Below are 25044 nucleotides of genomic sequence, written 5' to 3'. Positions count from 1 at the left end.
CGCCTGCCCGGCCAGGCACTCCCGGCGGATCAGGTCGAGGGAGTCCAGGTGAGCGGTGGCCTTCTGGCCGCCGAGGATCGCGGCGGCCTCGTCGACCAGCCGTAGTGCGGCGGTGTAGTCGCCCGCGTCGCGCTCGGTCTCGGCCTGATCGGTCAGCACACGGGCCTCGTTGTACGGCTCGGCGGTGTCCGGGGCGCGGAAGAACTCCAGCGCGACAGCCAGGCGTTGCCTGGCGGGCGCGAACCGGCCGAGACCGCGCAGGGCCCGGCCGCGGTGGCGTTCCAGCAGGGCGCGGGCCCGGGGCAGATGTCGCGCGTCCCGGTCGGTGGCGGCGATGCCGTCCAACAACCGGCCTGCGGCGTCGAACGACTCCAGGGCGGCGGCGAACCGCCATTGACGCAGCCGCAGCAGGCCCAGCGACTCGATCACGGTCGCCTGACCCCGGAGGTGGCCGGCCCGCTCCTCCGCCTCGGCGGCCGCCTCCAGTTCACGTTCGGCCTCGCCGTAGCAACTCGGCGTCTCCATCAGCGCGAAGGCCAGTTGGGTGTGCATCCGGCCCGCCATCTCCGTACCGGGGAACCGCTGTTCGGCGGCGCGTGCCCCGGCGCGCAGCGCGGGCAGTACGGCCTCGTGGCGGCCGGCCTTGAGCTGGACGGCCCACAACGCCTCCGTTCCCCGGCAGGCGGTGGCGAAGTCCCCGAACTCCTCGGCCGCCAGCACGCTTTCCACCAGGTTGCCCAACTCGGCGGTGAGCGTGGCGATCGCGGCGCCCTCGTCCTCGTACTCCCCCGGACCCAGTTCGTCGAAGAGCGGGTCGACGTGCGGCCGTTCGCGCAACGCCGCGAAGTCGGCGCGGACCGCGAGGCGTACGTAGTACTCCACGGCCCTGGCCACCGCGGCGGCGCATCGCGCGAGGCCGTCCTCGCGGGCGGCGGCTTCCAGCGCGTGCGCGCGGACGGCGGGGCGGAAGCGGTACCTGGCGTCGGGGAGTTCCTCCAGCAGCTGCCGCTCGGCCAGCTCCGCCAGCGTGCGGGCCGCCTCCTGCTCGCTCACCCCCGCAGCGACGGCGACGGGCGCGGCGGCCAGGGCGGGCCAGGGCCGTAGCGAGGCCATGCGGTACACACGGGCCGACTCGGGCGACAGCTGCCGGTACAGCTCTTCGGCGACGGAGCGAACGGGATTTCCGTCAGTTGTCGCCACATCGGCAACAGGCACAGGAACCGGAGCCGCGAGATACGGGGCCATGGCGCGCAGCGCGAACGGCGAACCGGCGCACCGTTCCAGCACCGCCGGAAGCGTGGCGCGGGCAGCCGCCAGCGTCTGCTTGCTCACCAGTTCCCCCAGCAGCAGGCGCGCGTCCCGGTCCGCCAGCGGCCCCACCGGAACCGGCACGGCGTCCAGACCGGTCAGCGGGCGCGCGGCCACCACGATCGTGAACACGCCGGGCGCTCCGCTGATCAGGGGGCGGACCTGGGCGGCGGACTGGGCGTGATCGAGGACGACGAGTAAGCGCCGGGAGCCCAGGAGCGTACGGAAGCACGCGGCCCGGTCCTCCGTGGCGGGTGGGATGTGTTCGGCCGCCACGTGCAGTTTCAGGAGGAAGTCCCGCAGCAGCACGGAGGCGGTCGGGGCGGTACCCGCCGACGCGCCCCGCAGATCCGCGTACAGGGTGCCGTCGGGGTAGCGGTGGGCCTCCTGGGCGCCGAAGTAGGCGGCGACCTCGCTGCTGCCGATGCCCGGGGGCCCGAAGACGACGGCCACACGCGGCCGGCCGTCGGCCTTCCGCGCCGCCTCCCCGCGCAACAGTGTCAGCGCGTCCTTGCGGTCGGTGAAGAACCGGGCGGGTGCCCGCAGCGACTGGGGCGCGGGCCCTTCCGCCGTACGGTGGTCCGGCAGCCCGCTCATCAACGACCCCAGCAGCCGGGCCTGGCCCGGATCGCGCCGGGCCTCCGCCACGAGAACCCGGGCGACGGCCTCCCGATCGGCCTGCCCACCCGGGGCCGTGACCTCCCGCCCCGCGACCCGCGCCACCATCCCGCCGACAGCCTCGTTCAACCGCCGTCCGTACTCGTTCGCCATCCCCGCCCCGACGGCCCCGAGAAACGCCACTACCGCCGACACCGACAGCGGATCAATCACGCCACAACCCCCGACTCCTCCGACAACTCCGACAACTCCGCCCCACGGTAGCTCGCGAGGGCCCCCGACGCGGAAAGTTGCGACTCAAGGCGACGGACACCACGAGCAGTTGTGTCAGGGCGCAAGGACCACCCCATCAACCAACGAAACGCCTCCGCCCTGACCGCGTCGGCGGTTACGGATCTCCGACAACGAGCACCCCCGGCCGTGACGACATCGCGCTCCTTCTCATCCGTGTCATCCGTCCGCAAGACTCCTGGGGCGGGTCCACGAAGCCCCGGCAGTTCAGCCCGAGCCGGGATTCGGTGACGGTGGGGCCGTGGAGTCGCGTGCGACGAGTTCCGGTACGAGGATTTCCTGCCGCCGTGGTCCTCCGGGGTCGGCGATCCGGGTTCTGATGAGGTGCGCGGCGCGGCGGCCGATGTCCGTCTTCGCCGGGGCCACGGCGGTCAGGGGTACTTCACACAGGTCGGCCACCTCGTTGTCGTAACCGATCACGGAGAGGTCCTCGGGGACGCGTAGCCCGCGCCGCCGTGCCGCGCCGACCAGCAACGACGCCTCGCGGTCGGCGAAGCAGAGCGCGGCCGTCCCCCGCTGCCGGACCAACTGGTCGAGGAAGCGGTCCGCGTCCTGTGCCGTCCAACTGCGCAAGGAGGTCGCGACCACGGGGACCGGGTCGAGGCCGGCCTGCTCCAGTGCGGTGGCCAGGCCCGACCTGACCTGTGGTGCGGTGTGGGGGCTGGTTCTCTCCGCGTAGCCGATGCGGGTGTGTCCGAGGCGCAGGAGGTGTTCGACAGCGGCACGCGCTCCGGCGGCGTGGTGGGAGCAGACGAACTCGTGCGAGGTGGCGGGGAGTTCCATGCCCCGTTCGACGAGGACCATGGGCACGGCGGATCGTTCCGCGTCCCGGAGCCAGGGATGCGGTGCGTCCTCGCCGAGCGTGGGCACCACTATCAGCCCGTCCGATCCGGACCGGGTCAGCTCTTCGACGGCTTCGCGTTCCAGCTCGGGATTCCACTCGGCGCAGCGCAGGATCATCCGGCAGCCGTGGCGGGAGAGTTCGCGCTCGATGCCGGTGATGACACGCGGGTAGTAGTAGGTGAGCGACGGTACGACCACACCGATGGCGTACCCCGTGCCCGGCGCCGGAGAGGCGCGGACGTACGTACCGGATCCCTGCCGCCGGTAGACGAGGCCCTCTTGCACCAGCAGGTCGACCGCCCTGCGGACCGTGTTGACGCTCACCGCCTGGTCGCGGGCCAGTTGCTGCTCGGTCGGGAGCTTCCCGGCCGGCCAGCGGAGTTCCGCGACGGCCCGGCGCAGATCGTCGGCGAGCCGCTGCGTCTTGTTCCCGCGCGGACCGGTCCCGAGGCCTTCCGACGAGCTCATGGAAAGTCCCCCTCGGTGTGTACGTACGCGGCCCCGGAGCGACGATCTTACGCCCGTCCTTCGCCCGTACTGCCGGACCTGACGGGTCGCCAAGCCATAATTCCGTCCAATGAATCTGTTGACCGACGGCATGACTTGACCCAAACTCCTCACCAGACGCGGCACGCGTCGACGCCGCCCCCATCCTCACGCGCCTCCCCGCATCCCCCACATCCCCACATCAGAAGCAGAGGTCCCGTCATGGCCACCCCCCTGTCCCCACGCAGTACGAACAGGCGCGCCCTGGTTGTCATCTGCGCCCTGTCGGCCCTGGGACTCCAGGTCAATCAGACGGCCTTCGGCGCGGGAGCCTCGTCCGCCGCCGCGGCGGCCGCGGTCTACTACGTGGATCCCGCAGCCGGGTCGGCGAACAATCCCGGTACGGCGGACAGGCCCTGGCGGACGTTGCAGGAGGTCTTCGCCTCGGGCCGGACGTTCGGCGCGGGAGACATCATCTACCTGCGCAACGGAAACCACGGCAGCCCGGTCATCACCGGCGGCGCCACGGGCGTGCGGACCATCAAGGCCGCGCCCGGCGCGACGCCCAGGATGAAGACGCTGCGGTTCGCCTCCGGAGCCAACCGCTGGACGGTCGACGGCGTCCTGGTCTCGCCGCAGGAGGCCGACGGTACGTACACCACCGGCAACCTCGTGCAGTTCGACGCCGGCGCCACCCAGGACGTCCTCCAGAACTCGCAGATCCGGGCGGCGAGCGACTCGGCGGCGGACACCTGGTACAACAACGACTGGGTCAACCGCAGCGGCACCGCCGTCCAGGTCGTCGGCAGCGACAACCAGGTGGTGAACAACCAGATCCGCAACGTCCGCAACGGCGTGATGGCGGAGCGCACCTCCCAGGCCGGGGCGGGTGCCACGGGTGTGGTGATACGGGGCAACAGCGTCAACCACTTCTGGGAGGACGCCTTCCGCTGCAAGGTCAGCGGCTGCCTGGTCGAGTACAACTCCGCGGTGAACAGCTACGCCGTCGTGCCGCCCGGCACGGAGAACGACCCGCCGCACCGCGACATGTTCCAGAGTTACCGCGGTGACGGCAGCTTCACCCCGGTGTCGAACGTGATCCTGCGCGGGAACGTCTTCATCAGCCGCACGGGCACGCGCTACGCCAAGATCCCGTTCCAGTACAACGGCAAGTACACCATCCAGGGCATCGGCGCCTTCGACGGCCCGTACAACAACTGGACCATCGAGAACAACGTGGTGCAGGTCGAAGTCGGTCTCGCCATGGGCCTGTACGGCATGAACAACAGCAGGATCGTCAACAACACCGTGGTCCCGCGCTCCCCCGCCACCGACAGCGAGATCCGCCTCACCAACCAGAAGGACGGCACGCCCTCGAACGGCAACATCGTCCGCAACAACCTGGCACGCACGTTCAACACCGGCGCCGGCACCAACACCCAGCACTCCAACAACATCACGGTGGGCACCGCCTACTCCACATACTTCGTCAACTACCCGGCCGGAGACCTCCACCTCAAGCCCGGGTCCCCCGCCATCGGCGCCGGAACCAACAGGGACGCACCCACCCTCGACGCCGACAAGAAACCCCGCTCCACCACCTTCGACGTGGGCGCCTACGAGTACTGACCGGCCCCGCCCGACACGGACACGGACACGAGATGACAGGCCCGGCCGGGTACACAGGGCCGGGCCTGTCGCTCAACGGCCGGAAGGGGGCACACCATGACCGTCCAACACATGCGCACCTCGATCAGCAGGCTCCTCGACCACGACAGACGGCACGGTCCCGAGCAGGTGGCGGATGCCTCTCTCGCGCTCTGGAGAAAGCACGCACACACCACTGGCAGTGTGAGCAAACAGCGTCTCGCCACCGAGGCGGAGCTTGCCCAGGTCGCCGGATGGCTGCTCTTTCACGCCGACCGTCAGGAAGAGGCACACAGTGCACTTCTGGAGGCCGCGCACCTGGCCCGGCTCGCGGGCGAGCCGGGCTTCCGCGCCTTCGTCCTCGACCTGCTGTCCATGCACGCCGTCGAGACCGGCAACGTGGGCGCGGCTCTCGCCTTCGCGGACGAAGTGCTCTCCGGCCCGCGCACGCCGCCTCGCCTGCACGTCATGGCGCATGTCCGCAAAGCACAGGCCTACGCGATCGTCGGCGAAGAGGGGAGGGCCATGCGGGAGATCGACCAGGCCAAGGTGAACGTACTCGATTCCGTGGCCGAGACCGATCCGGACTGGTCCCGGTGGATCGACCTGAGCCAGGTGACCACCCACGAGACAGAGGTCCTGGCCCGTGTCGGGCACGCGGACGAAGCACTTGAACGCCTCGTCGGCACTGTGTCGGCGGCCGACACCCCTCGCCGGAGACTCACCTCACTGGTCGCGGCATTCGGAGCGGCGGCGAGACTCACAGCGTGGCGCGACGTCGAGAACACCACGGCCGAGATCGCCGTGCTGCTTCCGCAGACGTCCTTCGCCCTGCCCGTCGCCCGGTTCCGCAGAATGGCCGGCCTCGTCGACCGGAGCACGGCCCCGGTGTCGCTCAAGCGTCTTGTCCGCCATGTCGCGGGCGGCAAGGCGGACTCAGTCATGATCAGCCACGATGGACGTGGGAGTCGATGAGCCCGGGCAGCAGTACGCGCCCGTCGCCGTCCACCACGTCGGCGCCGGCCGTTCCGATCAGTTTCCCCGCGTGGCGGTGGGTCGTCGGTTGTGAGCGCGCAAGGTCAGGGCCGCGGCTGCCAGGCGGGGTACGGGGACGTCTGCGGCGCGGCCCCGGTGGATGAGGTCGCCGAGCAGGTTCTCGACCTCGGTCGGGCGGCCGGCGGCCAGTTCGCGGGACAGCGACGACGTCATGGAAGAGCCGGGCGCCGTGACCAGTTGCCGGAGCGCGGCGTGGGCCGGTACTCGGCCGGCCGGCCCACGAGTACCAGCTCGAACGTCGCGATGCGCGCTTGTTACGTGACCTACGCGGGAAGCGCCTGCAATTCCAGCAACGCGACGAGCTGGTGGTGAGCACCAGGCGCAGAACATGGGCTCGCGGATGACCCGGGACTGACACATATCCGGCGGACTCCGACGCCCCGTTCGGCGGGTTCAAGCAGTCCGGCATCGGCCGCGAGTTCGGACACTACGGAATCGACGAATACCTTGAGTACGCCACCGTGCTCGTCCTCATAGGCGGCGAGCTTGGCGGCTGACGGACGGGCGTCGGTCCACACCGCCCCCGCAGCCATGATCATCTGGCCGCAGAGCTGCTCGGCGCGCCCGCCGGCCTCACTCAGGTGGACGCAGACCAGAACAGCCAGGTCGGCAACGTTGGACACCGCCGGCCTTCTTTTAGCGGGCGGCGATCTCGGGCGAGACGTTGTGCTCCAGCACGCCGGCCTGGGCGCTGAGCAGGTCGCAGGTCGCACAGTGTCCACCGCTCGGTTTACAGACTCACGGTCTTTTGACATCAGGCCGCCGGTCCCTTACGTTGGGAACGCGTAACGAACCGGCGGTCTGAAATGGCTCCGTCAGCGTTCCGTCGCCCTACGGCCCAGCCCGCCGCAGGCAGAGAGGGCACCGGACCATCGGTGTCCGATCTGCGGGCCGGCCCTCTCCTCCCCTCCCCCTGACCGAGGTGACGTCATGACCCTGTTCTCCACCCTCGTGGCCCGCCCGCTCGCCCGCGTCGTCCAGGCCGCCCCGGCGCCCGAGGTCCGGGCCGCGGTGACCTTCCCGGACATCCCCGGCCGTACCAAGAAGCTGATGATCCCGACGTCGTACGGGGAGGCGGAAGCGACCGTCTACTACCCGCCCCCGGACCTGGACGACGCAGCTCCGGTCCCTCCGGTCTACGTCAACTTCCACGGCGGCGGCTTCGTCATCGGCCACTACGAGATGGACGACGCGATGTGCCGCTACCTCGCGGCCAACGCCCCGGCCGTCGTCGTCAACGTCGACTACGTGCTCGCCCCGCGGCACCCCTTCCCGGCCCCGCCCACCCAGGCGTACGAGATCGCGCGGTGGGTCGCCGCGCATGGGACCGGGCACGGCTGGGACGGCTCCCGGCTCGGCGTCGGTGGGCAGAGCGCGGGTGGCGCGCTGGCCGCGGCCGTCGCCCGCCTGGCCTGGGAGACCGGTGCTCTCGACGTGGGCCTCCAGGTCCTTTCCTACGCGCCGTTCGACATGTACGACCGCAAGAAGCGCGCCAAGGCCGCCAAGCCCGTCGTACGCCCGGCCGTCGTCCCGATCCTGATGGGCGCGTACCTGCCCGACCCGGCAGACCGTACCGACCGGCTCGCTTCCCCGCTGTACGGCACCAACGCCGACGGCCTGGACGGCATCGCCCCCGCCGTCGTGATCACGTGTGAACTCGACCTGCTCCGCGAGGACGGCGTGCGTTACGCCCGGAAGCTCGAGGTCGCCGGCGCTCTCCTGGAGCACCGCGAGTTCAAGGGCCTCGATCACGCCTTCAATCTGCTGACGGACGAGACCGCCCGTACCCGCGAGATGTACGACCTCATCGCCGGGCGGATCGCGAAGACGCCGGCCCGCTAGCTCCCTCCGACACCCCCGCCCCCCTCAGAGAGATGAGCATCGTCATGTCCAAGGTCTGGTTCGTCACCGGAAGCTCCCGCGGCCTGGGCCGCGCCCTCGTCGAAGGCGCCCTCGCGGCCGGTGACCGGGTGGTCTCCACCGCCCGCAACCCCGCCCAGCTCGACGACCTCGCCGCCCGGTACGGCGAGCGGATCCTGCCCCTGGCCCTCGACGTCACCGACGGCGACCAGGCGCAGGAGGCCGTCCAGGAAGCCGTGAAGACCTTCGGCCGCCTGGACGTCGTGGTCAACAACGCCGGTTACAGCGACGTCGCCTCCGTCGAGGACGTCACCCCGGCGGACTTCCGAGCCCAGGTCGACACCAACTTCTACGGCGTCGTGAACGTCACCAAGGCCGTCATACCGGTCCTGCGCGAGCAGGGCTCCGGCCACGTCTTCCAGGTGTCCTCGCTCGGCGGGCGGATCGGCTCACCCGGCCTGTCCGCCTACCAGAGCGCGAAGTGGGCCGTAGGCGGATTCTCCACCGTGCTCGCCCAGGAGGTCGCCCCCTTCGGCATCAAGATCACCGTCCTGGAGCCCGGTGGCATGCGCACGGACTGGGCCGGTTCGTCCATGACGATCCCGCCGCTCAGCGATCCGTACCGGCCCACCGTCGGCGCGTTCGTCGACATGATCCGTAATCCCGACCCTGAGGCCATGGCCGCCATGGGGGCCCGGAGCGCGGACCCCGCCCGCATCGCGGAGATCGTCCGTGACCTGGCCGGCCGCGAGGACGCCCCGCTCCGGCTGCTGCTGGGCCAGGACGCCGTGCAGTACGCCCACGCCGCCGCACAGCAGTTGGCGGACTCCGACGCGGCGTGGCGCGCCACGTCCGAGTCCGCCAACGAGCTGGCCTCCACCTGAACGGGCAGGCCGGCCCAGAGTCGTCGGCCCCACCCCGGAGAAGTCCGCCGGAGCCGACGCCACCGCACCGTCACACTCAGGCCATTTCCGGCGTCGGGTCGTCCAGCCGCTCCAGACGGACCGTGATCCCCTTCGACGTGGGGGTGTTGCTGACGTCGGCCACACTGTCCAGCGGCACGAGCACGTTCGTCTCCGGGTAGTACGCCGCCGCGCAGCCCACCGCCGTGGGGTAGGCGACCAGCCGGAAGTCCTCCGCGCGCCGTTCGACACCGTCGCGCCAGACACTCACCAGGTCGACCCGGTCGCCGTCGGCCAGACCGAGGGTCCGGAGGTCCCGCGGGTTGACCATGACGACGCGGCGTGAACCGTGGATGCCCCGGTAGCGGTCGTTCGTCGTGTAGGGGACGGTGTTCCACTGGTCGTGCGAGCGGATCGACTGAAGGATGAGGTGGCCTGGGGGCGCGTGCAGTGCCTCGAAGGCGTTGCGGGTGAACTCCGCCTTGCCGCTGTCGGTCGGGAACACCCCTTCGTTCACCGGGCTGGGCAGGGGAAAGCCACCCGGCTGGACCACGCGGGCGTTGAAGTCCTGGAACCCCGGCACGACCCGGGCGATCCGGTCGCGGATGGACCCGTAATGCGCTTCGAACTGCTCCCAGGGCACGGTCCCGCCCTCACCGAGGGTCCTGCGCGCCAGCCGGCTGATGATCGACACCTCGCTGAGGAGGTGCTTGGACGCGGGGGCGAGGCGGCCGTGGGAGGCGTGCACCTGGCTCATCGAGTCCTCGACGGTGACGAACTGCTCGCCGCCCGCCTGGTAGTCGCGCTCGCTGCGGCCGAGGGTGGGCAGGATCAGCGCCGTCTCACCGCAGACCGTGTGGGAACGGTTCAGCTTGGTGGAGATGTGCGCGGTGAGGCGGCACCGGCGGATCCCCTCCTCGGTGGCCCGGCTGTCGGGCGTGGCCCGTACGAAGTTGCCCGCGAGCGCGAGGAAGACCTTGATGCGACCCTCGCGCATCGCCCGGATCGAGTTCACCGTGTCCAGGCCGTGTTCGGCCGGCGGAGTGAAGGAGAACTCCCGCCCGAGGTCGTCCATGAACTGCTGGGGCATCTGCTCCCAGATCCCCATGGTCCGATCGCCCTGCACGTTGCTGTGCCCCCGCACCGGGCACACCCCCGAGCCGGGCTTCCCGATGTTGCCGCGCATCAGCAGGAGGTTCACCATCTCGCGGATGGTCGGTACGGAGTGCTTGTGCTGCGTCAGCCCCATCGCCCAGCACAGCACGATCCGCTCGCTGGTGAGGACGAGGTCGCGCAGGTGCTCGATCTGGGCCCGCGTCAGCCCGGTGGCCGCGAGGACGTCCGGCCAGGAGACGGTCGTACGCAGGTGCTCGGCGTACTCGGCGAAGCCGTTGGTGTGCGAGTCGATGAAGGCACGGTCCAGTACGGTGCCGGGCGCGGCGTCCTCGGCCTCCAGCAGCAGCAGGTTCAGGCCCTGGAAGAGGGCGAGGTCTCCCCCGAGACGGATCTGGAGGAAGTCGTCGGCGATGCGCGTGCCGTTGCCGATCACGCCGCGCGGGGTCTGCGGATTCATGAACCGGATGAGGCCCGCCTCGGGCAGCGGATTGATCGCGACGATGCGCCCGCCCCTCTGCTTGTTCTTCTCCAGCGCGGAGAGCATGCGAGGGTGGTTGCTGCCCGGGTTCTGGCCCAGGCTGATGATGAGGTCGGCGTGGTAGATGTCCTTGAGGCTGACGTTGCCCTTGCCGATGCCCAGCGTCTCGTGCAGCGCGGCGCCACTGGACTCGTGGCACATGTTGGAGCAGTCCGGGAGGTTGTTGGTCCCGAAGAGTCGCGCGAAGAGCTGGAGCAGGAACGCGGGTTCGTTGCCGGCCCGGCCCGAGGTGTAGAACGCGGCCTCGTCGGGCGAGTCCAGGCCTTGGAGCTCGCGGGCGATCAGCCCGAGCGCGTCGTGCCAGCTGATGGGCTCGTAGTGGTCGGACCCGGGCCGCTTCACCATGGGCTGGGTGAGCCGGCCCTGCTGGTTGAGCCACTGGTCCGAGGAGCGCCCGAGCTCGGTGACCGAGTACTTCTCGAAGAAGTCCGGAGTGATCCGCCGCCCGGTCGCCTCGTCGTTGACGTGCTTGGCGCCGTTCTCGCAGTACTCGTTCACGTGCCGGCTGCCCGGGTCGGGGTCGGGCCAGGCACAGCCCGGGCAGTCGAAGCCCTTGGTCTGGTTCATGTTGAGCAGCGTGAGCGCGGTGTGCGTGACGGAGGCCTCGGCCAGGGAGTACGTCAGGGCGTGGGTCACCGCGGGCACTCCGGCCGCCGCTCTCTTGGGCGGAGTGATCTGTGCGAGGTCGCCGGTCGGTTCGTCGGCCTGGTCCGCTGTCGGTGGTTTCCTCACCCGGAATCGATCTCCTTTTGCGCGCCACGCCCGGCCGGACGGTGCACGCGAAGCCGGAATCGTCACTTGCCGTCGGTCCATCTACGCACCAGGGCCAGGCGTACGCACGCGGGCGGCGTGGCCGCCCAGAGCCATGTGGGCGATACGCGGGCACGCCGGCGGTGGGGGCCGGCCGGACGCTGTCAGCCGTACGAAGGCTCTCAGCCACTCGGCCAGTTGGGGACCCGGGGGTGGTTCTGGCCGGAGTCCGGCCGTACGCGGCTCTCGGTGATCGCACCGCGCCACTGCCCGGTCTCGCACCCCTGGCCCTCGATGAACTCCTTGAAGTTCGCCAGGTCCTGGTCCACCCGTTTGCGCACCACGCCCATCGCGTTGCCGGCCCGCTCCAGGATTCCGCGCGGCGACACTTCGATCCTCATCGTCACCCGCACCATCTCGTCGCCCAGCGGGACGAAGGTGACGGCTCCCGAGTGGAGCGGCCGGCCCAGGCTCCGCCAGGCGACTCGCTCGTCCGGGCGCTGCTCCACCACCTCGGTGTCGAATTCACGGGTGAGCCCGCCGCACTTCGTCACCCAGTGGGTCTGGGTCGCCGTGGACCGCTCGACGGATACCACGCTGTCCATGAACCGGGGGAATGTTTCGAATTGCGTCCACTGGTTGTACGCCATTCGGACGGGGACGCCGATGTCGGCGGAAGCCTCGATGATGCTCATGAATTACCGTCTCTCCGCTTCTGATCACGCCACCCGCACGCACAACTGCCTCGGACTCTTCCAGCCTAGGGAAGGCCGCTGCCTTCCGCTCATCAGAGCGTCACCGGGGAAGTTGCGGCGTGTCAGGGCGCCGCCACTGCGCCGGATGGATTTACTCGGACCCACGCACACCGGCACCCGTCCGGACATTCATCTTGTCCCGTCGATTGTCCCGTCGATTGTCCCGTCGATTCCCCAGCGAAAGTCGCGCCGCATGGATCCCAGCAGATTCGCCCTCGTATTTCCCCAGTCCGCGTTCGTTCCCGTGGTCCTTGGATTCTTCGGTCTGGGGACGGGCTATCTGATCTACGGGCCGCAGGAACTGTTCGGCTCCCCGGCGCGCGACGCCGCCGTGGACCGGGCCACCGGTGTCTGGGGTGTCTTCATGCCCGGGCTGTGCCAGGCCCTTGCCGGGATCTACCTCTTCGTCGGCCTGACCTGGTTCCAGGTTTTCAACGACAAGGCCCTGTACATGACGGCCCTGGCGTTCAGCGTCTACGGCATCCACTGGTTCGCCCTGGGATGGAACCGCTACCGGCAGTCCGACGCGCGCACCAACGGCGGAATGTGCGTCGCGTTCATGATCATCTCGATCCTGGGCATGGTCGTCTTCTACCGCATCGGAGCGTGGCCGGTGGGCCTGCTCTTCACCGGGCTGACCGCGGTGTACTTCTTCGAGCTCTTCGCGAGCGTCCCGATCGGCCGCCCGGGCCGTGTGGCGGGAAAGGGCCCGGTGACCGTCATCGGCGAGAAGGGCCTCGGCTCCTTCCGTATCCTCACCGGCCTGTGGCTGATGTATCTGACGTTCGCCACCACCCTGAACGTCGCGTCGGGCTACAAGCTCCCCGGGGGCTGACCCCTGTCGTCAGGCGGCTGAGGGCAGGCGGGTGGGCGAAGGCATCGCCGCGAACCCCGCACCTCCGGTTTCCTGTCAAAAGACCGAGAGTCCGTAAGCTGGGAGCATGACCACATTTCAGCGCGCACGCAGCGAGGAGCAGCGCGAGATCCGGCGTCGCGTGATCCTCGACACGGCCGCCGCCATGCTCGAAGAGGCGACCGTGAGCGAGGTGAGCCTCAACGAGCTGAGCCGTCGGGTCGGGCTGGCCAAGTCGAACGTGCTGCGCTACTTCGAGTCCCGCGAGGCCGTCCTGCTGGAGCTTCTGGACCAGGCCTGGAAGCAGTGGACGGCCGATCTGCCCGGCCGGTTGGCCGAGGGCATCGACGCGGAGGCGTCGGCGCAGGAGCGGGGTGAGCAGTTCGCCGCAGTGGTCACCGGCTCCCTCGCCGAGCGCCGGATGCTGTGCGACCTGCTCAGCGCACAGGCAGGCGTCCTGGAGCACAACGTGTCACCGGGGGTGGCCGCCCGCTACAAGAGGTCCGCGATCGCGAACGTGGACGACCTTGTCGCGCTCACCCGCCTCCACCTGCCCGAGCTCAAGGAGCGGGCACCGGAACTGGCTGCCTCCGCGATCATGGTCATCGGAGCGGTGTGGACCCACGCCCGCCCCTCTCGGGCGATGCTCGTCGCCTACGAGACCGATCCGTCCCTCGCCGCGCTGAGGATGGATTTCGCCGACTCCCTCCAGCAGGTGCTGGCCACTCTCACCGCGGGCGCGCTCGCCCGCGCCGACTCCTGACCCGCCCGGCGACGACCTGTTCCCAGGCCATGCCGTACGGGCAGGTTCGATCGATAATGGATCCAGAGGTCACCGTGCGGCGAGCCCCGCCCGCACCCGCTTTCACCCGCCGGGGACCGCTGAGGTCGAAGCATGGGCTTGTAGGGCCTGACCTGCGAGTGTGCCGGTCAGGGACGTGCCTGCCGAGGTAGCTGGGAGAAGCAGATGAAGATGCTCATCAACGTGCCCGAGACCGTGGTGGCCGACGCGCTCCGGGGGATGGCGGCGGCGCATCCTGAATTGACCGTGGATGTGGAGAACCGCGTCATCGTCCGCGGAGACGCGCCCGTCGCCGGGAAAGTGGGGCTGGTGTCCGGCGGAGGGTCGGGGCACGAGCCCCTGCACGGGGGTTTCGTCGGGCCGGGAATGCTCTCTGCCGCCTGTCCCGGTGAGGTGTTCACCTCGCCCGTGCCCGACCAGATGGTCCGGGCGGCCGCGGCCGTCGACAGCGGTGCCGGGGTGCTGTTCATCGTGAAGAACTACACCGGTGACGTGCTGAACTTCGACATGGCCGCCGAGCTGGCCGAAGAAGAAGGCATCCAGATCGCGAAAATCCTGGTCAACGATGACGTGGCGGTGACCGACAGTCTCTTCACCGCCGGGCGGCGCGGTACGGGCGCCACGCTGTTCGTCGAGAAGCTGGCCGGCGCCGCCGCCGAGGAGGGGGCGCCCCTGGACCGGGTCGAGGCGATCGCCCGGCAGGTGAACGAGAGCTCCCGCACCTTCGGTGTCGCCCTGAGCGCGGTCACCACGCCCGCCAAGGGGACCCCCACCTTCGACCTGCCCGACGGCGAGCTGGAGCTGGGCATCGGTATCCACGGGGAGCCGGGGCGCGAGCGGCGCGCGATGATGACGTCCCGCGAGATCGCCGACTTCGCGGTGGACGCGGTCCTGGAGGACCTGCGGCCCAAGGGGCCCGTACTGGCCCTGGTGAACGGCATGGGCGCGACCCCGCTGCTGGAGCTGTACGGCTTCAACGCGGAGGTCCAGCGGGTGCTCGCGGAGCGGAACGTCACCGTGGCCCGCACCCTCGTCGGGAACTACGTGACCTCCCTGGACATGGCCGGCTGCTCCGTGACCCTCTGCCAGGTCGACGGCGAGCTGCTGCGCCTCTACGACGCGCCGGTGGAGACCGTCGGACTGCGCTGGGGCCGCTGAGGAGGGGTGGTTCCGTGACGGCCGGACCGTCAGCGTGGTCCATGCGGCAGGCCGATAGGTTCGGGACAAGGCGTCCACGGACGCGACGCGCGCGCGAGGAGTTCACATGTCCGATCAGGAATCCGGCCGCACCCTCGACGGCGACTTCTTCCGCCGTTGGCTGACGGCCGCGGGCGCGGCGGTGGAGCGGGAGGCCGACCGGCTCACCGAGCTGGACTCGGCCATCGGTGACGCCGACCACGGGAGGAACCTCCAGCGCGGTTTCCGCGCGGTCACGGCCACCCTGGAGAAGGAAGGTCCGCTGACGCCCGGCGCCGTGCTGACCCTCGCGGGACGGCAGCTGATCTCCACGGTGGGCGGCGCCTCGGGGCCGCTCTACGGCACACTGCTGCGGCGTACGGGCAAGGCGCTGGGCGACGGGGCCGAGGTCACGCCCGCGCAGTTCGCCGAGGCGCTGGCCGCCGGGGTGGCGGCCGTGGCGCAGCTGGGCGGGGCGAAGGCCGGGGACAAGACGATGCTGGACGCGCTGGAGCCCGCGACGGAGGCCCTCGGTACGTCGTTCGCCGCGGGCGCGGAGGCGGCGGAGGCCGGAGCGCTGGCGACCGTACCGCTCCAGGCGCGCAAGGGCAGGGCCAGCTATCTGGGCGAACGGAGCGTCGGGCACCAGGACCCGGGAGCCACGTCCTCCGCCCTGCTCCTCGCGGCCCTCGCCGAGACGTGGGAGGCGACGGCATGAGCATCGAGAAGCCGGTGGGGATCGTGCTGGTGTCGCACAGCGCGAGTGTCGCCGATTCCGTCGCGGAGCTGGCCCGGGGCCTGGCGGGCGGCGGCCCTCTCGCCCCGGTCGCCGGCGCGGGCGGCACCCCGGGCGGTGAGCTGGGCACCAGCTCGGAGCTCATATCCGCCGCCGCGGCGCGGGTGGACCGGGGCTCCGGTGTCGCGATCCTGGCGGACCTCGGCAGCTCCGTACTGACGGTGAAGGCGCTGCTCGCCGAGGGTGACGAGCTGCCCGCGGGGGCACGGCTCCTGGACGCTCCGTTCGTGGAGGGCGCGGTGGCCGCCGTCGTCACCTCGTCGGCGGGCGGGAACCTGGACGCGGTGGAGGCAGCCGCCGCCGAGGCCTACTCGTACCGCAAGGTGTGACGGAAGACCGACCGAAAGGTCCGGAGGACCGGGAAGGCGCCGGTCGGCGCACGCCGCGTTGCTGATCGCCGCTCCGGGGCACACGCTCACCCTATGAGGGACGTATCTGATCAGGACGAAAGGCAAGGGCCGGCGGCACCGGGGCTGCGCTGTCTCGTGACCGGCGCCACCGGCTACATCGGCGGCCGGCTGGCGCCCGAGCTGCTCGACGCCGGGCACACGGTGCGCTGCCTGGCCCGTACCCCGGACAAGCTGCGCGACCACCCCTGGGCGGGCCGGGCGGAGATCGTACGGGGCGATGTCACCGATCCCGACTCCCTCGGGGCCGCCTTCCAGGGCATCGACGTCGCGTACTACCTGGTGCACGCGCTCGGCACCGGCCAGGACTTCGCCGCCACCGACCGCCGCGCCGCCCGCACGTTCGCCCAGCAGGCGAAGGCCGCGGGCGTGCGGCGGATCGTGTACCTGGGCGGGCTCACCCCGGCCGGCGTACCCGAGGGCGAGCTGTCGCCGCACCTGCGCTCGCGCGCCGAGGTCGGCCGTATCCTGCTGGACTCCGGGGTGCCGACGGCCGTCCTGCGTGCCGCGGTCATCATCGGCTCGGGTTCGGCCTCGTTCGAGATGCTCCGCTATCTCACGGAGCGGCTGCCCGTGATGGTGACGCCCAGCTGGGTACGGACGTCCCTCCAGCCCATCGCCGTACGCGACGTGCTCCGCTACCTCGTCGGGTGCGCGCGCCTGCCCGAGGACGTCAGCCGGGCGTTCGACATCGGCGGCGCCGACGTCCTGACGTACCGGGACATGATGCAGCGGTACGCGGCCGTCGCCGGACTCCCCCGGCGCCTCATCCTCCCCGTACCCGTGCTGACCCCGCGCCTGTCGAGCCACTGGGTCGGCCTGGTGACCCCGGTCCCGGCGTCCATCGCCCGGCCCCTGGCGGAGTCGCTGCGCCACGAAGTCGTGTGCCACGAGAAGGACATCGCGCGGTACGTCCCCGATCCGCCGGGCGGGCCGCTCACCTTCGACCGGTCCGCCGAGCTGGCGCTTCGCCGTATCCAGGAGGCGCAGGTGTCGACCCGCTGGACGTCCGCCTCGGTGGCCGGCGCCCCGAGCGATCCGCTGCCCACGGACCCGGACTGGGCCGGCGGCAGCCTCTACACGGACGAGCGCGAACTGACCGTGGACGCGCCCCGGGAGTCGCTGTGGCGGGTCATCGAGGGTATCGGCGGGGAGAACGGGTGGTACTCGTTCCCGCTGGCCTGGGCGGTACGGGGCCGGCTCGACCGGCTCGTCGGCGGGGTGGGGCTGCGCCGGGGCCGGCGGGACGCGCAGCACCTGCGGGTGGGTGACTCGCTGGACTTCTGGCGCGTGGAGGAGATCGAGCCGGGGCGGCTGCTGCGGCTGCGGGCCGAGATGCGGCTGCCGGGGCTGGCCTGGCTCGAACTCCGGGCGGACCGCGACGAGAAGGGCGTGACGGTGTACCGGCAGCGGGCGCTGTTCCATCCGCAGGGGCTGCTGGGGCACGCGTACTGGTGGAGCATCTCGCCTTTCCACGCCACGGTGTTCGGCGGGATGGCACGCAACATCACGCGGACGGCGGGTGGTTCGGCCACGGGACGGCGGGAGCCGACCCGGGTCGGCCGGCGTTGAGGCGGGAGGTCGGCGGGCGTTGAGGCGGGAGGCCGATCGGCGTTGAGGCGGTCGGTCGGCGTGGGCGCGGGCCGGCCGAACCGGCCCGTCGGGTGGCTCCCGAATGTTTCTACACTGTTGTAGATTCTCGCTACGGCACCAACACGGCTCGGCACAGCTCAGGAGGAGCAGCGTGGGAGTTTCCCTGTCCAAAGGCGGCAATGTCTCGCTCAGCAAGGAGGCACCGGGGCTGACGGCCGTCCTGGTCGGCCTCGGCTGGGACGTACGGACGACCACCGGCACCGACTACGACCTGGACGCGAGCGCCATTCTGGTCGGCGAGTCGGGCAAGGTCGGCTCGGACCAGCAGTTCGTCTTCTACAACAACCTCACCAGCCCGGACGGGTCCGTGGAGCACACCGGGGACAACCTCACCGGTGAGGGCGAGGGTGACGACGAGGCCATCAAGGTGAACCTGGCGGCCGTGCCCGCCGACGTCACCAAGATCGTCTTCCCGGTGTCGATCCACGACGCCGAGAACCGTGGGCAGAGCTTCGGCCAGGTCCGTAACGCGTTCATCCGGGTGGTCAACCAGGCGGGCGGCGCGGAGCTGGCCCGCTACGACCTCAGCGAGGACGCGGCCACCGAAACGGCCATGATCTTCGGTGAGTTGTACCGCAACGGCGCCGAGTGGAAGTTCCGCGCGGTCGGCCAGGGGTACGCGAGCGGCCTCGCCGGGATCGCGTCGGACTTCGGCGTCGGGGTCTGAGAACGGGTGCGTAGGTGACGCGGTGAGGTACGGGGGGGCTAAGTACGAGGGGTGCGGGGGGGCTCAGACCGCGCCCCGTACCTCACCGCTCTCCTCCGGCGTCCCGGGTGCCTCGGTGGTCCTGGGTACCTCCGGTGCCGGGACCGCTGTCGGCACGCGGGCCGCATCCTTCGGCTTGCGCCACCGGGTCGCCCTGCGCACCAGCGGTTCCGTCCAACGGGCCGCCAGGGGGCCGAGGATCACCAGGATGAGGACGTAGGCCGTCGCCAGCGGGCCGATGCGGGGCTCCACGCCGACCGCGAGCCCGGCGATGACGACGGAGAACTCACCGCGCGCCACCAGTGTGCCGCCGGTGCGCCAGCGGCCCGCCGTCCGCACCCCGGCGCGGCGCGCCGCGTACCAGCCGGTGCCGATCTTCGTCGCGGTCGTGACGAGCGCCAGGACGAGGGCCGTGAGCAGGACGGGCGGGATGGCGGCCGGATCGGTGTTCAGCCCGAAGAAGACGAAGAAGACCGCGGCGAACAGGTCACGCAGCGGCGCCAGCAGGTGGTGCGCGCCCTTCGCGACCTCGCCGGACAGGGCGATCCCGACGAGGAACGCGCCGACGGCGGCAGAGACTTGGAGTTCCTGGGCGATCCCGGCGACCAGGACGGTCAGGCCGAGGACCACGAGGAGCAGCATCTCCGGGTTGTCGGAGGAGACCGCCCGGCTGATCAACCGGCCGTGGCGCAGGGCCAGATAGAGGACCGCGCCCACCGTGCCGAGCGAGATCAGCAGGGTGACGGAGCCGCTCGCCAGGCTCAGTCCGGCCAACAGGGCCGTGAGCAGGGGGAGATAGACGGCCATCGCGAGATCCTCGATGACCAGCACGCCGAGGATGACGGGGGTCTCGCGGTTGCCGAGCCGGCCGAGGTCGCCGAGTACTTTGGCGATCACCCCGGAGGACGAGATCCAGGTGACCCCGGCCAGCGCGACCGCCGCGACCGGACCCCAGCCGAGGAGGAGCGCGGCGACGGCGCCGGGCACGGCGTTCAGGACCAGGTCGACGATCCCCGAGGGGTACTGGGTCTTGAGGTTGGTGACCAGTTCCGAGGCGCTGTACTCCAGTCCCAGCAGGAGCAGCAGCAGGATGACGCCGATCTCCGCGCCCGTGGCGACGAACTCCTCGCTCGCGTCGAGCGGGATCAGGCCGCCGTGGCCGAAGGCGAGTCCGGCCAGCAGGTAGAGCGGGATGGGCGAGAACCCGATCCGTCCGGCGAGCCGCCCGAGGATGCCCAACCCCAGGATGATGGAGCCGAGTTCGATGAGCAGCGGGGTGGTGTCATGCACGGTCGGCTAGCCTCCGGTGATCAGTTCGGCCACGGCGTCGACGCCTTCGCGCGTCCCGACGACGACGAGCGTGTCGCCGAGGGCGAAGCGGAAGTCCGGGGCGGGTGAGGGGAAGGCGTCGGTACGGCGCAGGACGGCGACGATCGACGCGCCGGTGCGGGTGCGGGCCTGGGTGGTGCCGAGGGTGCGGCCCGCGTACGGGGACCTCTTGCCGACCGGGATGTGCTCCGTGACCAGGTCGATCTCCAGGTGCTGGTGGAGATGGGCGACCGGGTCGGGCGTCAGGAGCGCGGACAGCGCGGTCGCCTCGGACGGCGCGAGGGCGGCGGCGTCCTTGCAGGCGTCGTCGTCCTCCGGGTCGTGGAAGGAGATGATGCGCCGGCCGTCCTGGTGCACGACGACCGAAAGATGGGCGCCCGCCTCGGTGTTGAGGTCGTAGCGGGTACCGACGCCGGGCAGGGCGGTCTTGCGGACATGAGCGGCGGGTTTCATCGGAACGCTCCCTGGGGACGGGTCGGCGGGCGTACGGGCGGCGACTGCTCCCACCGCCGCCCGAACACACATTCTCCCTCATGGGGCGCGGGCCGCCGGATGCCGCAGCCGCCCCGGCCTGCTGGGCGGGGCGGTGACGTGGACGGGCGCGGTGGGAGTCCGCGGGCTTCCGGATGGGCAGAGAGTGGGTGGCGACCGCACACACATCCGTACGGCCGTCCTGTACCGAACACCGCACCGATACGAGCGGAACGAGGCGAGGCATGGACTCGAGCAACAGCTGGGAGTTCACGGACGACCGTGGCCACCTGACCGTGACGCCCGGTCACCCCGCACGGGTGGCCGCGTACATACAGGCCGGCGCGACGCTGTGGGACCACGGGCTGCGTCCGCTGGGCATCTTCGGCTCCCATCACGACGGCGGGGCACCCGACCCCGCCAAGGCGGGCGACCTGCCGCTCGCCGGGCTGGTCTCCTTCGGCGCGGGCAGCGCCGTCGACCTGGACGCGCTCGTCGCGGCGGAGCCCGACCTGGTGGTCGCCGTCAGCTACGGGGGCGGGCAGGTGTACGGCATCGACCCCGAGGCGGCCAAACACCTGGAGGAGCAGGTCCCGGTGGTGGTCCTCGACGTGGGCAAGGAGCGCTCCCTCGGCGGGATCAGGGACCGGTTCACGGAACTGGCCCGCGCGCTGCACGCTCCGCACGGGCCCGCCGAGGCGGAGTTGGCGCACGCGGAGGCCTCCGTACGGACGCTGACGGGCCGGGCCGACAGCCCCCGGGTGCTGGCCCTGTCCGCGGCGGGACCCGAAACGGCCTATCTGGCACGGCCGTCGACCTGGCCCGACCTGCGCGACCTCACCGAGCTGGGCGTGTCGCTGATCGAGCCGGCGGAGGGCGCGGGGACCAACTGGCGCACGGTCGAGTGGGCGGAGGCGGCTGCCCTGGAGCCGGATGTCGTCCTGGTCGACGTACGGGTGAACGCGGCGCCGCGCGAGAGCCTGCGGTCCAACCCCGCCTGGCGTGCCCTGGAGGAGCGGGCGCGGATCGTGGGGTGGAACCCGGAAGCGCCGTGCAGCCACCGTGCGCACGCGCGGTTCCTCGACGCGGTCGCGGCAGCTCTGTAGGCGCGGGGGCATACCGGTCGCCCTGTGGACGGGGGGCGTACCAGCCGCCCTGTAGCCGCGGGGGCGTACCGGCCGCACCGGGGCATCGGCCCGGTGTCGACGCGCTGTCGGGGGCGTGTCGGCGCGGGCTGCCAGCGTGGCCCGTATGACAGAGAACGCAGACAGGCCGCCGCCCGCCGCCACGCCCCGGGCACTGCCCGTACGAACCGTCGAGGTCACCGGTGTCGTACGGCTCTCCCCGCACCTGGTCCGGGTCACCTTCGGCGGCCCCGACCTCGGCGATCTCGCCCTGGCGGGCCCCGACCAGCAGGTGAAGCTGTACTTCCCCAGGGCCGGGCAGCGGGTTCCCCGGCTGCCCGCGAGCGGGGCGGCGGGGCCGGAGCAGGACGTGATGCGGTGGTACGGGGCCTTCCAGGCGATCCCGGAGGCCGAGCGGCCCTGGGCGCGCAGCTACACGATCCGCTCGCACGACCCGGTCCTCGGCACGATCTGTGTCGACTTTGTGCTGCACGGGGACTTTGTGCTGCAAGGGGACAGCGGAGGCGTGAGTGGGGCCGGGGAGGCCGGGCCGGCGACGCGGTGGGCGCGGTCGGCCGCACCGGGCGACGTGCTCGGGATGTTCGGCCCCTCGGCGTACTTCGCGACGCCCCTGCCGCTGGGGACGACGGACTGGATGCTGCTGGCCGGGGACGAAACGGCACTCCCCGCGATCGGCACGATCGTGGAGGCGCTGCCCGCCGGGGCCCACGCGGTCGTCTTCGCCGAGGTCGTGGACGCGGCGGAGGAGCAGCGGTTCGTGACGGCGGGGGACGTGACCGTGCACTGGCTGCATCGCGGCCGGGCGCCGGCCGGGCCCCTGGGGCCGCTGGTCCGGGCGGTGCGTGACGCGGTGTTCCCGGCGGGTTCGGTGCACGGCTGGCTCGGCGGTGAGGCCGGTGCCGTCCGGGCGCTGCGGCGCCATCTGGTCGAGGAGCGCGGGTTCGACCGGCGGGCTGTCGACTTCACCGGGTACTGGCGGCGCAGCCTCTCGCAGGACGACGCGCCGACGGAGGCGGACCTCGCCGAGGCACGCGAACGGGTGGCGGACGCGGGGATCGCCGCCGAGTCGTCCATGTCGCAGGACCCACAGGGTTCCTGACGGGTCAGCAGTAGAACGCGTCAGATGAGGGCCGCGGCCTCCTCCACCGTGAGGTCGCGGCCCTCGGCGTGGGCGCGGGTGTAGGCCGGGCCGTCGAGTGCCGTCCGTACGACCGCCTCCGCGTGCTGCTGGATCTCGGTGTCGGAGGCCGGCGGGAACGGGTGCAGGCCGATCCCTTCGGGCAGTTCGGTGTGGCGTGCGTGGGCGCCCAGCAGCCGTGCCCCGGCCTCCGGATCGCCCAGCCGCGTCTTGGCCCAGGCCGCGCTGGGGAGTTGGCCGACGATCAGGTGGGGCGCCACCAGGAACACCAGCCGGTCGAAACGCTCGACGGCCAGCCGCAGATGGTCCAGGGCGCGGTCGAACTCCCCTTCCAGACAGTCCAGCCAGCCGTGCAGACCCGAGACCATGCCACCGAAGAGGGCCCGGCGGGCGTACGGGTTCTCGCTCTCCAGGGTGTGCAGCTGCGCGCGGGCGAGGTCCGTGCGTCCGGTGCGTCCGTAGCGTCTGGCCAGCAGCAGCCGCGACGTGCCGGCGGTCTGGCCGAAGTGCACCGCGTTCTCCTCGACCGCTTCGACCAGCAGCTCCTCGGCGCGCCGCGCCGCGTCCTGGTCGTCGGCGGCGCCGGCCGCGTCGAGCCGTACGGACGCCAACCGTGCCTTGAACAGCGGGATCTGGGCGTGGGCCCCGATCCGTGCGCAGCACCCCATCGCGCGTTCGAGGTCGGCGGCGGCTTCCTCGTACCGGCCCTGGCGTTCGTGGGTCTCGGCGCGGGCCGACAGCGATTCGGCGATGGCGTACAGGTCGCCGGCCCGCTCGAAGAGGGCCAGTGCCTCGTCGGCGTCGAGACCGGAGCGGATCAACCCCTCCGTACGGTCGTTGAGGAGTTTCGCGCGCAGCATCAGCGCCAGGCCGAGGTGCCAGCTGTCGCCCTGGGCCCGGGAGGCGAGGACCAGTTCCTCCATCGTCTCGGTGATGCCGGGGAGGTCGCCCGTCATCAGCCGGGCGAAGAACCAGGTCGTGCCGGGCTGGCGGCAGTTCTGCGGCAGCCCGGGGCCGTAGGCCGACACGATGGCGCGCAGTCGTGACCGGGTGCCGGGGCGGTCGGCGGTGAAGGCGCCGTCGTCGGAGCCCGCGAGGAGCATCAGCCGTATCCCCCGGCGGGCTTCCCACTGTTGGTCCTCCGACCAGGGCGGGGGCAGGGCCGTGCACGGCTCGGTGAGCGGTACGGCGGGCCGTACGGGCTCCTCGAAGGGGTCGGGGCCGAGGGCGGCGACGGCGGAGGACCAGGCGAGGGCGTCGGTGCGGTGGTTGCGCAGCTGCCAGAACCAGCTCATGGCGAGGACCAGGCAGAGCGCCTCCTGCTCCTCCTTGTGGTCGACGGCGGTGCGCAGCGCGGCCCGTACGTTGTCGTGTTCGCGCTCGAAGACACCCAGCCAGTGGGTCTGCCCGTGGCCGCGCAGCTCCGGGTCCCCGACGCGGACCAGTTCGCGGTACGCGGCGAGGTGGCGGCGTTCGACGGCCGCCCGCTCGCCCGACTCGGCGAGGCGTTCGGCCGCGTACTCGCCGACGGTCTCCAGGAGGCGGTAGCGCATCCCGGCGGGGGCCGAGCCGGTCCGGGATCCGGTGGCGGCGACGACGAGGGACTTGTCCACGAGGGAGGCCAGCAGGGACAGCGTGTCGGGGGTGTCGCAGACCGCCTCGGCCTCGGCGAGGGCGCAGCCGCCGGAGAAGACGGACAGGCGGCGCAGGACCGCCCGCTCGTCCTCGGCGAGCAGGTCCCAGGACCAGTCCACGACGGCCCGCAGGGTCTGCTGCCGGGGCAGGACGGTCCTGCTGCCACTGCCGGTGCCGAGGAGCCGGAACCGGTCGTCCAGGCGGTCGGCGATCTGGCGGGGGCCGAGCACGCGCAGGCGGGCGGCGGCCAGTTCGAGGGCGAGCGGGAGGCCGTCGAGCCTGCGGCAGATCTCGGCGCAGGCGTCGGGGTCGTCGGAGACGCGGAAGCCGGGGCGGCCGGCGGCGCCGCGTTCGGCGAGGAGCCGCAGGGCGACGTCCTGCGGCAGCGGCTCCACGGGGCGTACGGACTCACCCGGCACGCCCAGCGGTTCGCGGCTGGTGGCGAGGACGGTGACGCCGGGGCAGCGGGTGAGGAGGCCCTCGACGAGTTCGGCGGCGGCGCCGATCACGTGCTCGCAGTTGTCCAGCAGGAGGAGCATCCGGCGCTGCCCGCAGTGCTCGGCCAACTGGTCGAGGGGATCCGCCGGGGGCGCCCCGGCGGTCGCACCACGCCCCCCGGGCGACCCCTGCACGGCGGTCTCGCGAGCGCCCAGCACGGTCAACACCGCCTCGGACACGGCCGAGGCCTCCCGCACGGGCGCCAGCTCGACGACCCACACACCGTCGGGCCACGCCCTGCCGTCCGGGCCCGGGGGGTGCGCTA

At 71.5% G+C, this 25044-nt stretch carries 23 protein-coding genes; 14 read left to right on the top strand and 9 right to left on the bottom strand.

The annotated features are described in order from the left end of the window. On the bottom strand, nucleotides 1–2139 hold a 2139-nt coding region (locus GT042_RS14335), incomplete at its 3' end, for an ATP-binding protein (protein WP_202532760.1). Between the two features lie 285 nt (nucleotides 2140–2424). Next, nucleotides 2425–3528: a GntR family transcriptional regulator gene (locus GT042_RS14330; RefSeq protein WP_161309091.1), complete on the bottom strand. Its 1104-nt coding sequence runs from the start codon at nucleotides 3526–3528 to the stop codon at nucleotides 2425–2427. Nucleotides 3529–3768: 240 nt separating this feature from the next. On the opposite strand from GT042_RS14330, the gene GT042_RS14325 reads away from it, so the two are divergent. Together GT042_RS14325 and GT042_RS14320 are read left to right on the top strand one after the other, a co-directional pair. Continuing rightward, the gene (locus GT042_RS14325; protein ID WP_161309090.1) at nucleotides 3769–5175 is read left to right on the top strand and encodes a choice-of-anchor Q domain-containing protein; all 1407 of its coding nucleotides are present in this window, start codon (nucleotides 3769–3771) and stop codon (nucleotides 5173–5175) included. Between the two features lie 96 nt (nucleotides 5176–5271). After that, entirely contained in the window at nucleotides 5272–6168 is an 897-nt protein-coding gene (locus GT042_RS14320; protein ID WP_161309089.1) for a hypothetical protein, read from the top strand. A gap of 57 nt (nucleotides 6169–6225) precedes the next feature. On the opposite strand, the gene GT042_RS39070 is transcribed toward GT042_RS14320, so the two are convergent. Further along, on the bottom strand, nucleotides 6226–6426 hold the full coding sequence (locus tag GT042_RS39070; protein WP_345943774.1) for a ketopantoate reductase C-terminal domain-containing protein: 201 nt from the start codon (nucleotides 6424–6426) through the stop codon (nucleotides 6226–6228). A 230-nt stretch (nucleotides 6427–6656) separates the two neighbouring features. Here GT042_RS39070 and GT042_RS39855 point away from each other — a divergent pair, with 230 nt between their 5' ends. Continuing rightward, nucleotides 6657–6746 carry a hypothetical protein gene (locus tag GT042_RS39855; protein WP_345943773.1) on the top strand — a complete coding sequence of 30 codons (90 nt, stop codon included), beginning with the start codon at nucleotides 6657–6659 and terminating at the stop codon, nucleotides 6744–6746. 139 nt (nucleotides 6747–6885) lie between these two features. On the opposite strand, the gene GT042_RS39065 is transcribed toward GT042_RS39855, so the two are convergent. Then, nucleotides 6886–6948: a hypothetical protein gene (locus GT042_RS39065; protein WP_237530795.1), complete on the bottom strand. Its 63-nt coding sequence runs from the start codon at nucleotides 6946–6948 to the stop codon at nucleotides 6886–6888. Between the two features lie 231 nt (nucleotides 6949–7179). Between GT042_RS39065 and GT042_RS14300 the strand changes: the two genes are divergently transcribed. Together GT042_RS14300 and GT042_RS14295 are read left to right on the top strand one after the other, a co-directional pair. Next, nucleotides 7180–8091, top strand: a complete 912-nt coding sequence (locus tag GT042_RS14300) for an alpha/beta hydrolase (protein ID WP_161309087.1) — start codon at nucleotides 7180–7182, stop codon at nucleotides 8089–8091. Nucleotides 8092–8123: 32 nt separating this feature from the next. Further along, the gene (locus GT042_RS14295; RefSeq protein ID WP_345943772.1) at nucleotides 8124–8993 is read left to right on the top strand and encodes an SDR family NAD(P)-dependent oxidoreductase; all 870 of its coding nucleotides are present in this window, start codon (nucleotides 8124–8126) and stop codon (nucleotides 8991–8993) included. A 76-nt stretch (nucleotides 8994–9069) separates the two neighbouring features. On the opposite strand, the gene GT042_RS14290 is transcribed toward GT042_RS14295, so the two are convergent. Continuing rightward, nucleotides 9070–11478 carry an FdhF/YdeP family oxidoreductase gene (locus GT042_RS14290; protein WP_161309086.1) on the bottom strand — a complete coding sequence of 803 codons (2409 nt, stop codon included), beginning with the start codon at nucleotides 11476–11478 and terminating at the stop codon, nucleotides 9070–9072. A gap of 119 nt (nucleotides 11479–11597) precedes the next feature. After that, a complete protein-coding gene (locus GT042_RS14285; protein WP_161309085.1) occupies nucleotides 11598–12110 on the bottom strand; it encodes an SRPBCC family protein in 513 nt (170 codons plus the stop codon). A gap of 253 nt (nucleotides 12111–12363) precedes the next feature. On the opposite strand from GT042_RS14285, the gene GT042_RS14280 reads away from it, so the two are divergent. The 7 genes from GT042_RS14280 (at nucleotide 12364) to GT042_RS14250 (ending at nucleotide 18524) form a co-directional block, all read left to right on the top strand. Further along, nucleotides 12364–13005 (top strand): hypothetical protein, encoded by a 642-nt coding sequence (locus GT042_RS14280; protein WP_161309084.1) that lies wholly within the window; start codon nucleotides 12364–12366, stop codon nucleotides 13003–13005. A gap of 106 nt (nucleotides 13006–13111) precedes the next feature. Next, complete coding sequence (locus tag GT042_RS14275) at nucleotides 13112–13786, top strand: TetR family transcriptional regulator (RefSeq protein ID WP_161309083.1); 675 nt, start codon at nucleotides 13112–13114, stop codon at nucleotides 13784–13786. 204 nt (nucleotides 13787–13990) lie between these two features. Next, a complete protein-coding gene (gene dhaK / locus GT042_RS14270) occupies nucleotides 13991–14983 on the top strand; it encodes a dihydroxyacetone kinase subunit DhaK (RefSeq protein ID WP_161309082.1) in 993 nt (330 codons plus the stop codon). A 106-nt stretch (nucleotides 14984–15089) separates the two neighbouring features. Continuing rightward, nucleotides 15090–15719 (top strand): dihydroxyacetone kinase subunit DhaL, encoded by a 630-nt coding sequence (dhaL, locus tag GT042_RS14265; protein ID WP_161309081.1) that lies wholly within the window; start codon nucleotides 15090–15092, stop codon nucleotides 15717–15719. Further along, nucleotides 15716–16126, top strand: coding sequence for a PTS fructose transporter subunit IIA (locus GT042_RS14260; protein WP_161309080.1), 411 nt, complete (start codon nucleotides 15716–15718; stop codon nucleotides 16124–16126). Before dhaL ends, GT042_RS14260 begins: the two co-directional genes overlap by 4 nt. A 93-nt stretch (nucleotides 16127–16219) precedes the next feature. After that, entirely contained in the window at nucleotides 16220–17776 is a 1557-nt protein-coding gene (locus GT042_RS14255; RefSeq protein ID WP_161309079.1) for an SDR family oxidoreductase, read from the top strand. A gap of 172 nt (nucleotides 17777–17948) precedes the next feature. Next, nucleotides 17949–18524 (top strand): TerD family protein, encoded by a 576-nt coding sequence (locus tag GT042_RS14250; protein ID WP_161309078.1) that lies wholly within the window; start codon nucleotides 17949–17951, stop codon nucleotides 18522–18524. Between the two features lie 63 nt (nucleotides 18525–18587). Here GT042_RS14250 and GT042_RS14245 read toward each other — a convergent pair whose 3' ends face one another. Both GT042_RS14245 and GT042_RS14240 read right to left on the bottom strand, forming a co-directional pair. After that, nucleotides 18588–19853, bottom strand: coding sequence for a cation:proton antiporter (locus GT042_RS14245; RefSeq protein ID WP_161309077.1), 1266 nt, complete (start codon nucleotides 19851–19853; stop codon nucleotides 18588–18590). Between the two features lie 6 nt (nucleotides 19854–19859). Further along, nucleotides 19860–20345: a cation:proton antiporter regulatory subunit gene (locus GT042_RS14240; RefSeq protein WP_161309076.1), complete on the bottom strand. Its 486-nt coding sequence runs from the start codon at nucleotides 20343–20345 to the stop codon at nucleotides 19860–19862. 263 nt (nucleotides 20346–20608) lie between these two features. Between GT042_RS14240 and GT042_RS14235 the strand changes: the two genes are divergently transcribed. Continuing rightward, complete coding sequence (locus GT042_RS14235; RefSeq protein ID WP_161309075.1) at nucleotides 20609–21469, top strand: ABC transporter substrate-binding protein; 861 nt, start codon at nucleotides 20609–20611, stop codon at nucleotides 21467–21469. Between the two features lie 145 nt (nucleotides 21470–21614). Next, entirely contained in the window at nucleotides 21615–22607 is a 993-nt protein-coding gene (locus GT042_RS14230) for a siderophore-interacting protein (RefSeq protein WP_161309074.1), read from the top strand. A 20-nt stretch (nucleotides 22608–22627) separates the two neighbouring features. Here the strand turns inward: GT042_RS14230 and GT042_RS14225 are convergent. Then, nucleotides 22628–25044: tetratricopeptide repeat protein (locus GT042_RS14225; RefSeq protein WP_161309073.1), on the bottom strand; the 2417-nt coding region annotated here is incomplete at its 5' end.

The sequence above is a fragment of the Streptomyces sp. SID3212 genome (assembly GCF_009865405.1).
Taxonomy (GTDB): Bacteria; Actinomycetota; Actinomycetes; order Streptomycetales; family Streptomycetaceae; genus Streptomyces.
The sequence above is the reverse complement of the archived record's forward strand: the minus strand, read 5'-3'. Positions and strand labels throughout refer to the sequence as shown.

Coding starts and splice junctions, on each gene's coding strand:
- GT042_RS14330 (WP_161309091.1), bottom strand. CDS start 3,528: ATGAGCTCGTCGGAAGGCCTCGGGACCGGTCCGCGCGGGAACAAGACG.
- GT042_RS14325 (WP_161309090.1), top strand. CDS start 3,769: ATGGCCACCCCCCTGTCCCCACGCAGTACGAACAGGCGCGCCCTGGTT.
- GT042_RS14320 (WP_161309089.1), top strand. CDS start 5,272: ATGACCGTCCAACACATGCGCACCTCGATCAGCAGGCTCCTCGACCAC.
- GT042_RS14300 (WP_161309087.1), top strand. CDS start 7,180: ATGACCCTGTTCTCCACCCTCGTGGCCCGCCCGCTCGCCCGCGTCGTC.
- GT042_RS14295 (WP_345943772.1), top strand. CDS start 8,124: ATGAGCATCGTCATGTCCAAGGTCTGGTTCGTCACCGGAAGCTCCCGC.
- GT042_RS14290 (WP_161309086.1), bottom strand. CDS start 11,478: ATGGACCGACGGCAAGTGACGATTCCGGCTTCGCGTGCACCGTCCGGC.
- GT042_RS14285 (WP_161309085.1), bottom strand. CDS start 12,110: ATGAGCATCATCGAGGCTTCCGCCGACATCGGCGTCCCCGTCCGAATG.
- GT042_RS14280 (WP_161309084.1), top strand. CDS start 12,364: ATGGATCCCAGCAGATTCGCCCTCGTATTTCCCCAGTCCGCGTTCGTT.
- GT042_RS14275 (WP_161309083.1), top strand. CDS start 13,112: ATGACCACATTTCAGCGCGCACGCAGCGAGGAGCAGCGCGAGATCCGG.
- dhaK (WP_161309082.1), top strand. CDS start 13,991: ATGAAGATGCTCATCAACGTGCCCGAGACCGTGGTGGCCGACGCGCTC.
- dhaL (WP_161309081.1), top strand. CDS start 15,090: ATGTCCGATCAGGAATCCGGCCGCACCCTCGACGGCGACTTCTTCCGC.
- GT042_RS14260 (WP_161309080.1), top strand. CDS start 15,716: ATGAGCATCGAGAAGCCGGTGGGGATCGTGCTGGTGTCGCACAGCGCG.
- GT042_RS14255 (WP_161309079.1), top strand. CDS start 16,220: ATGAGGGACGTATCTGATCAGGACGAAAGGCAAGGGCCGGCGGCACCG.
- GT042_RS14240 (WP_161309076.1), bottom strand. CDS start 20,345: ATGAAACCCGCCGCTCATGTCCGCAAGACCGCCCTGCCCGGCGTCGGT.
- GT042_RS14235 (WP_161309075.1), top strand. CDS start 20,609: ATGGACTCGAGCAACAGCTGGGAGTTCACGGACGACCGTGGCCACCTG.
- GT042_RS14230 (WP_161309074.1), top strand. CDS start 21,615: ATGACAGAGAACGCAGACAGGCCGCCGCCCGCCGCCACGCCCCGGGCA.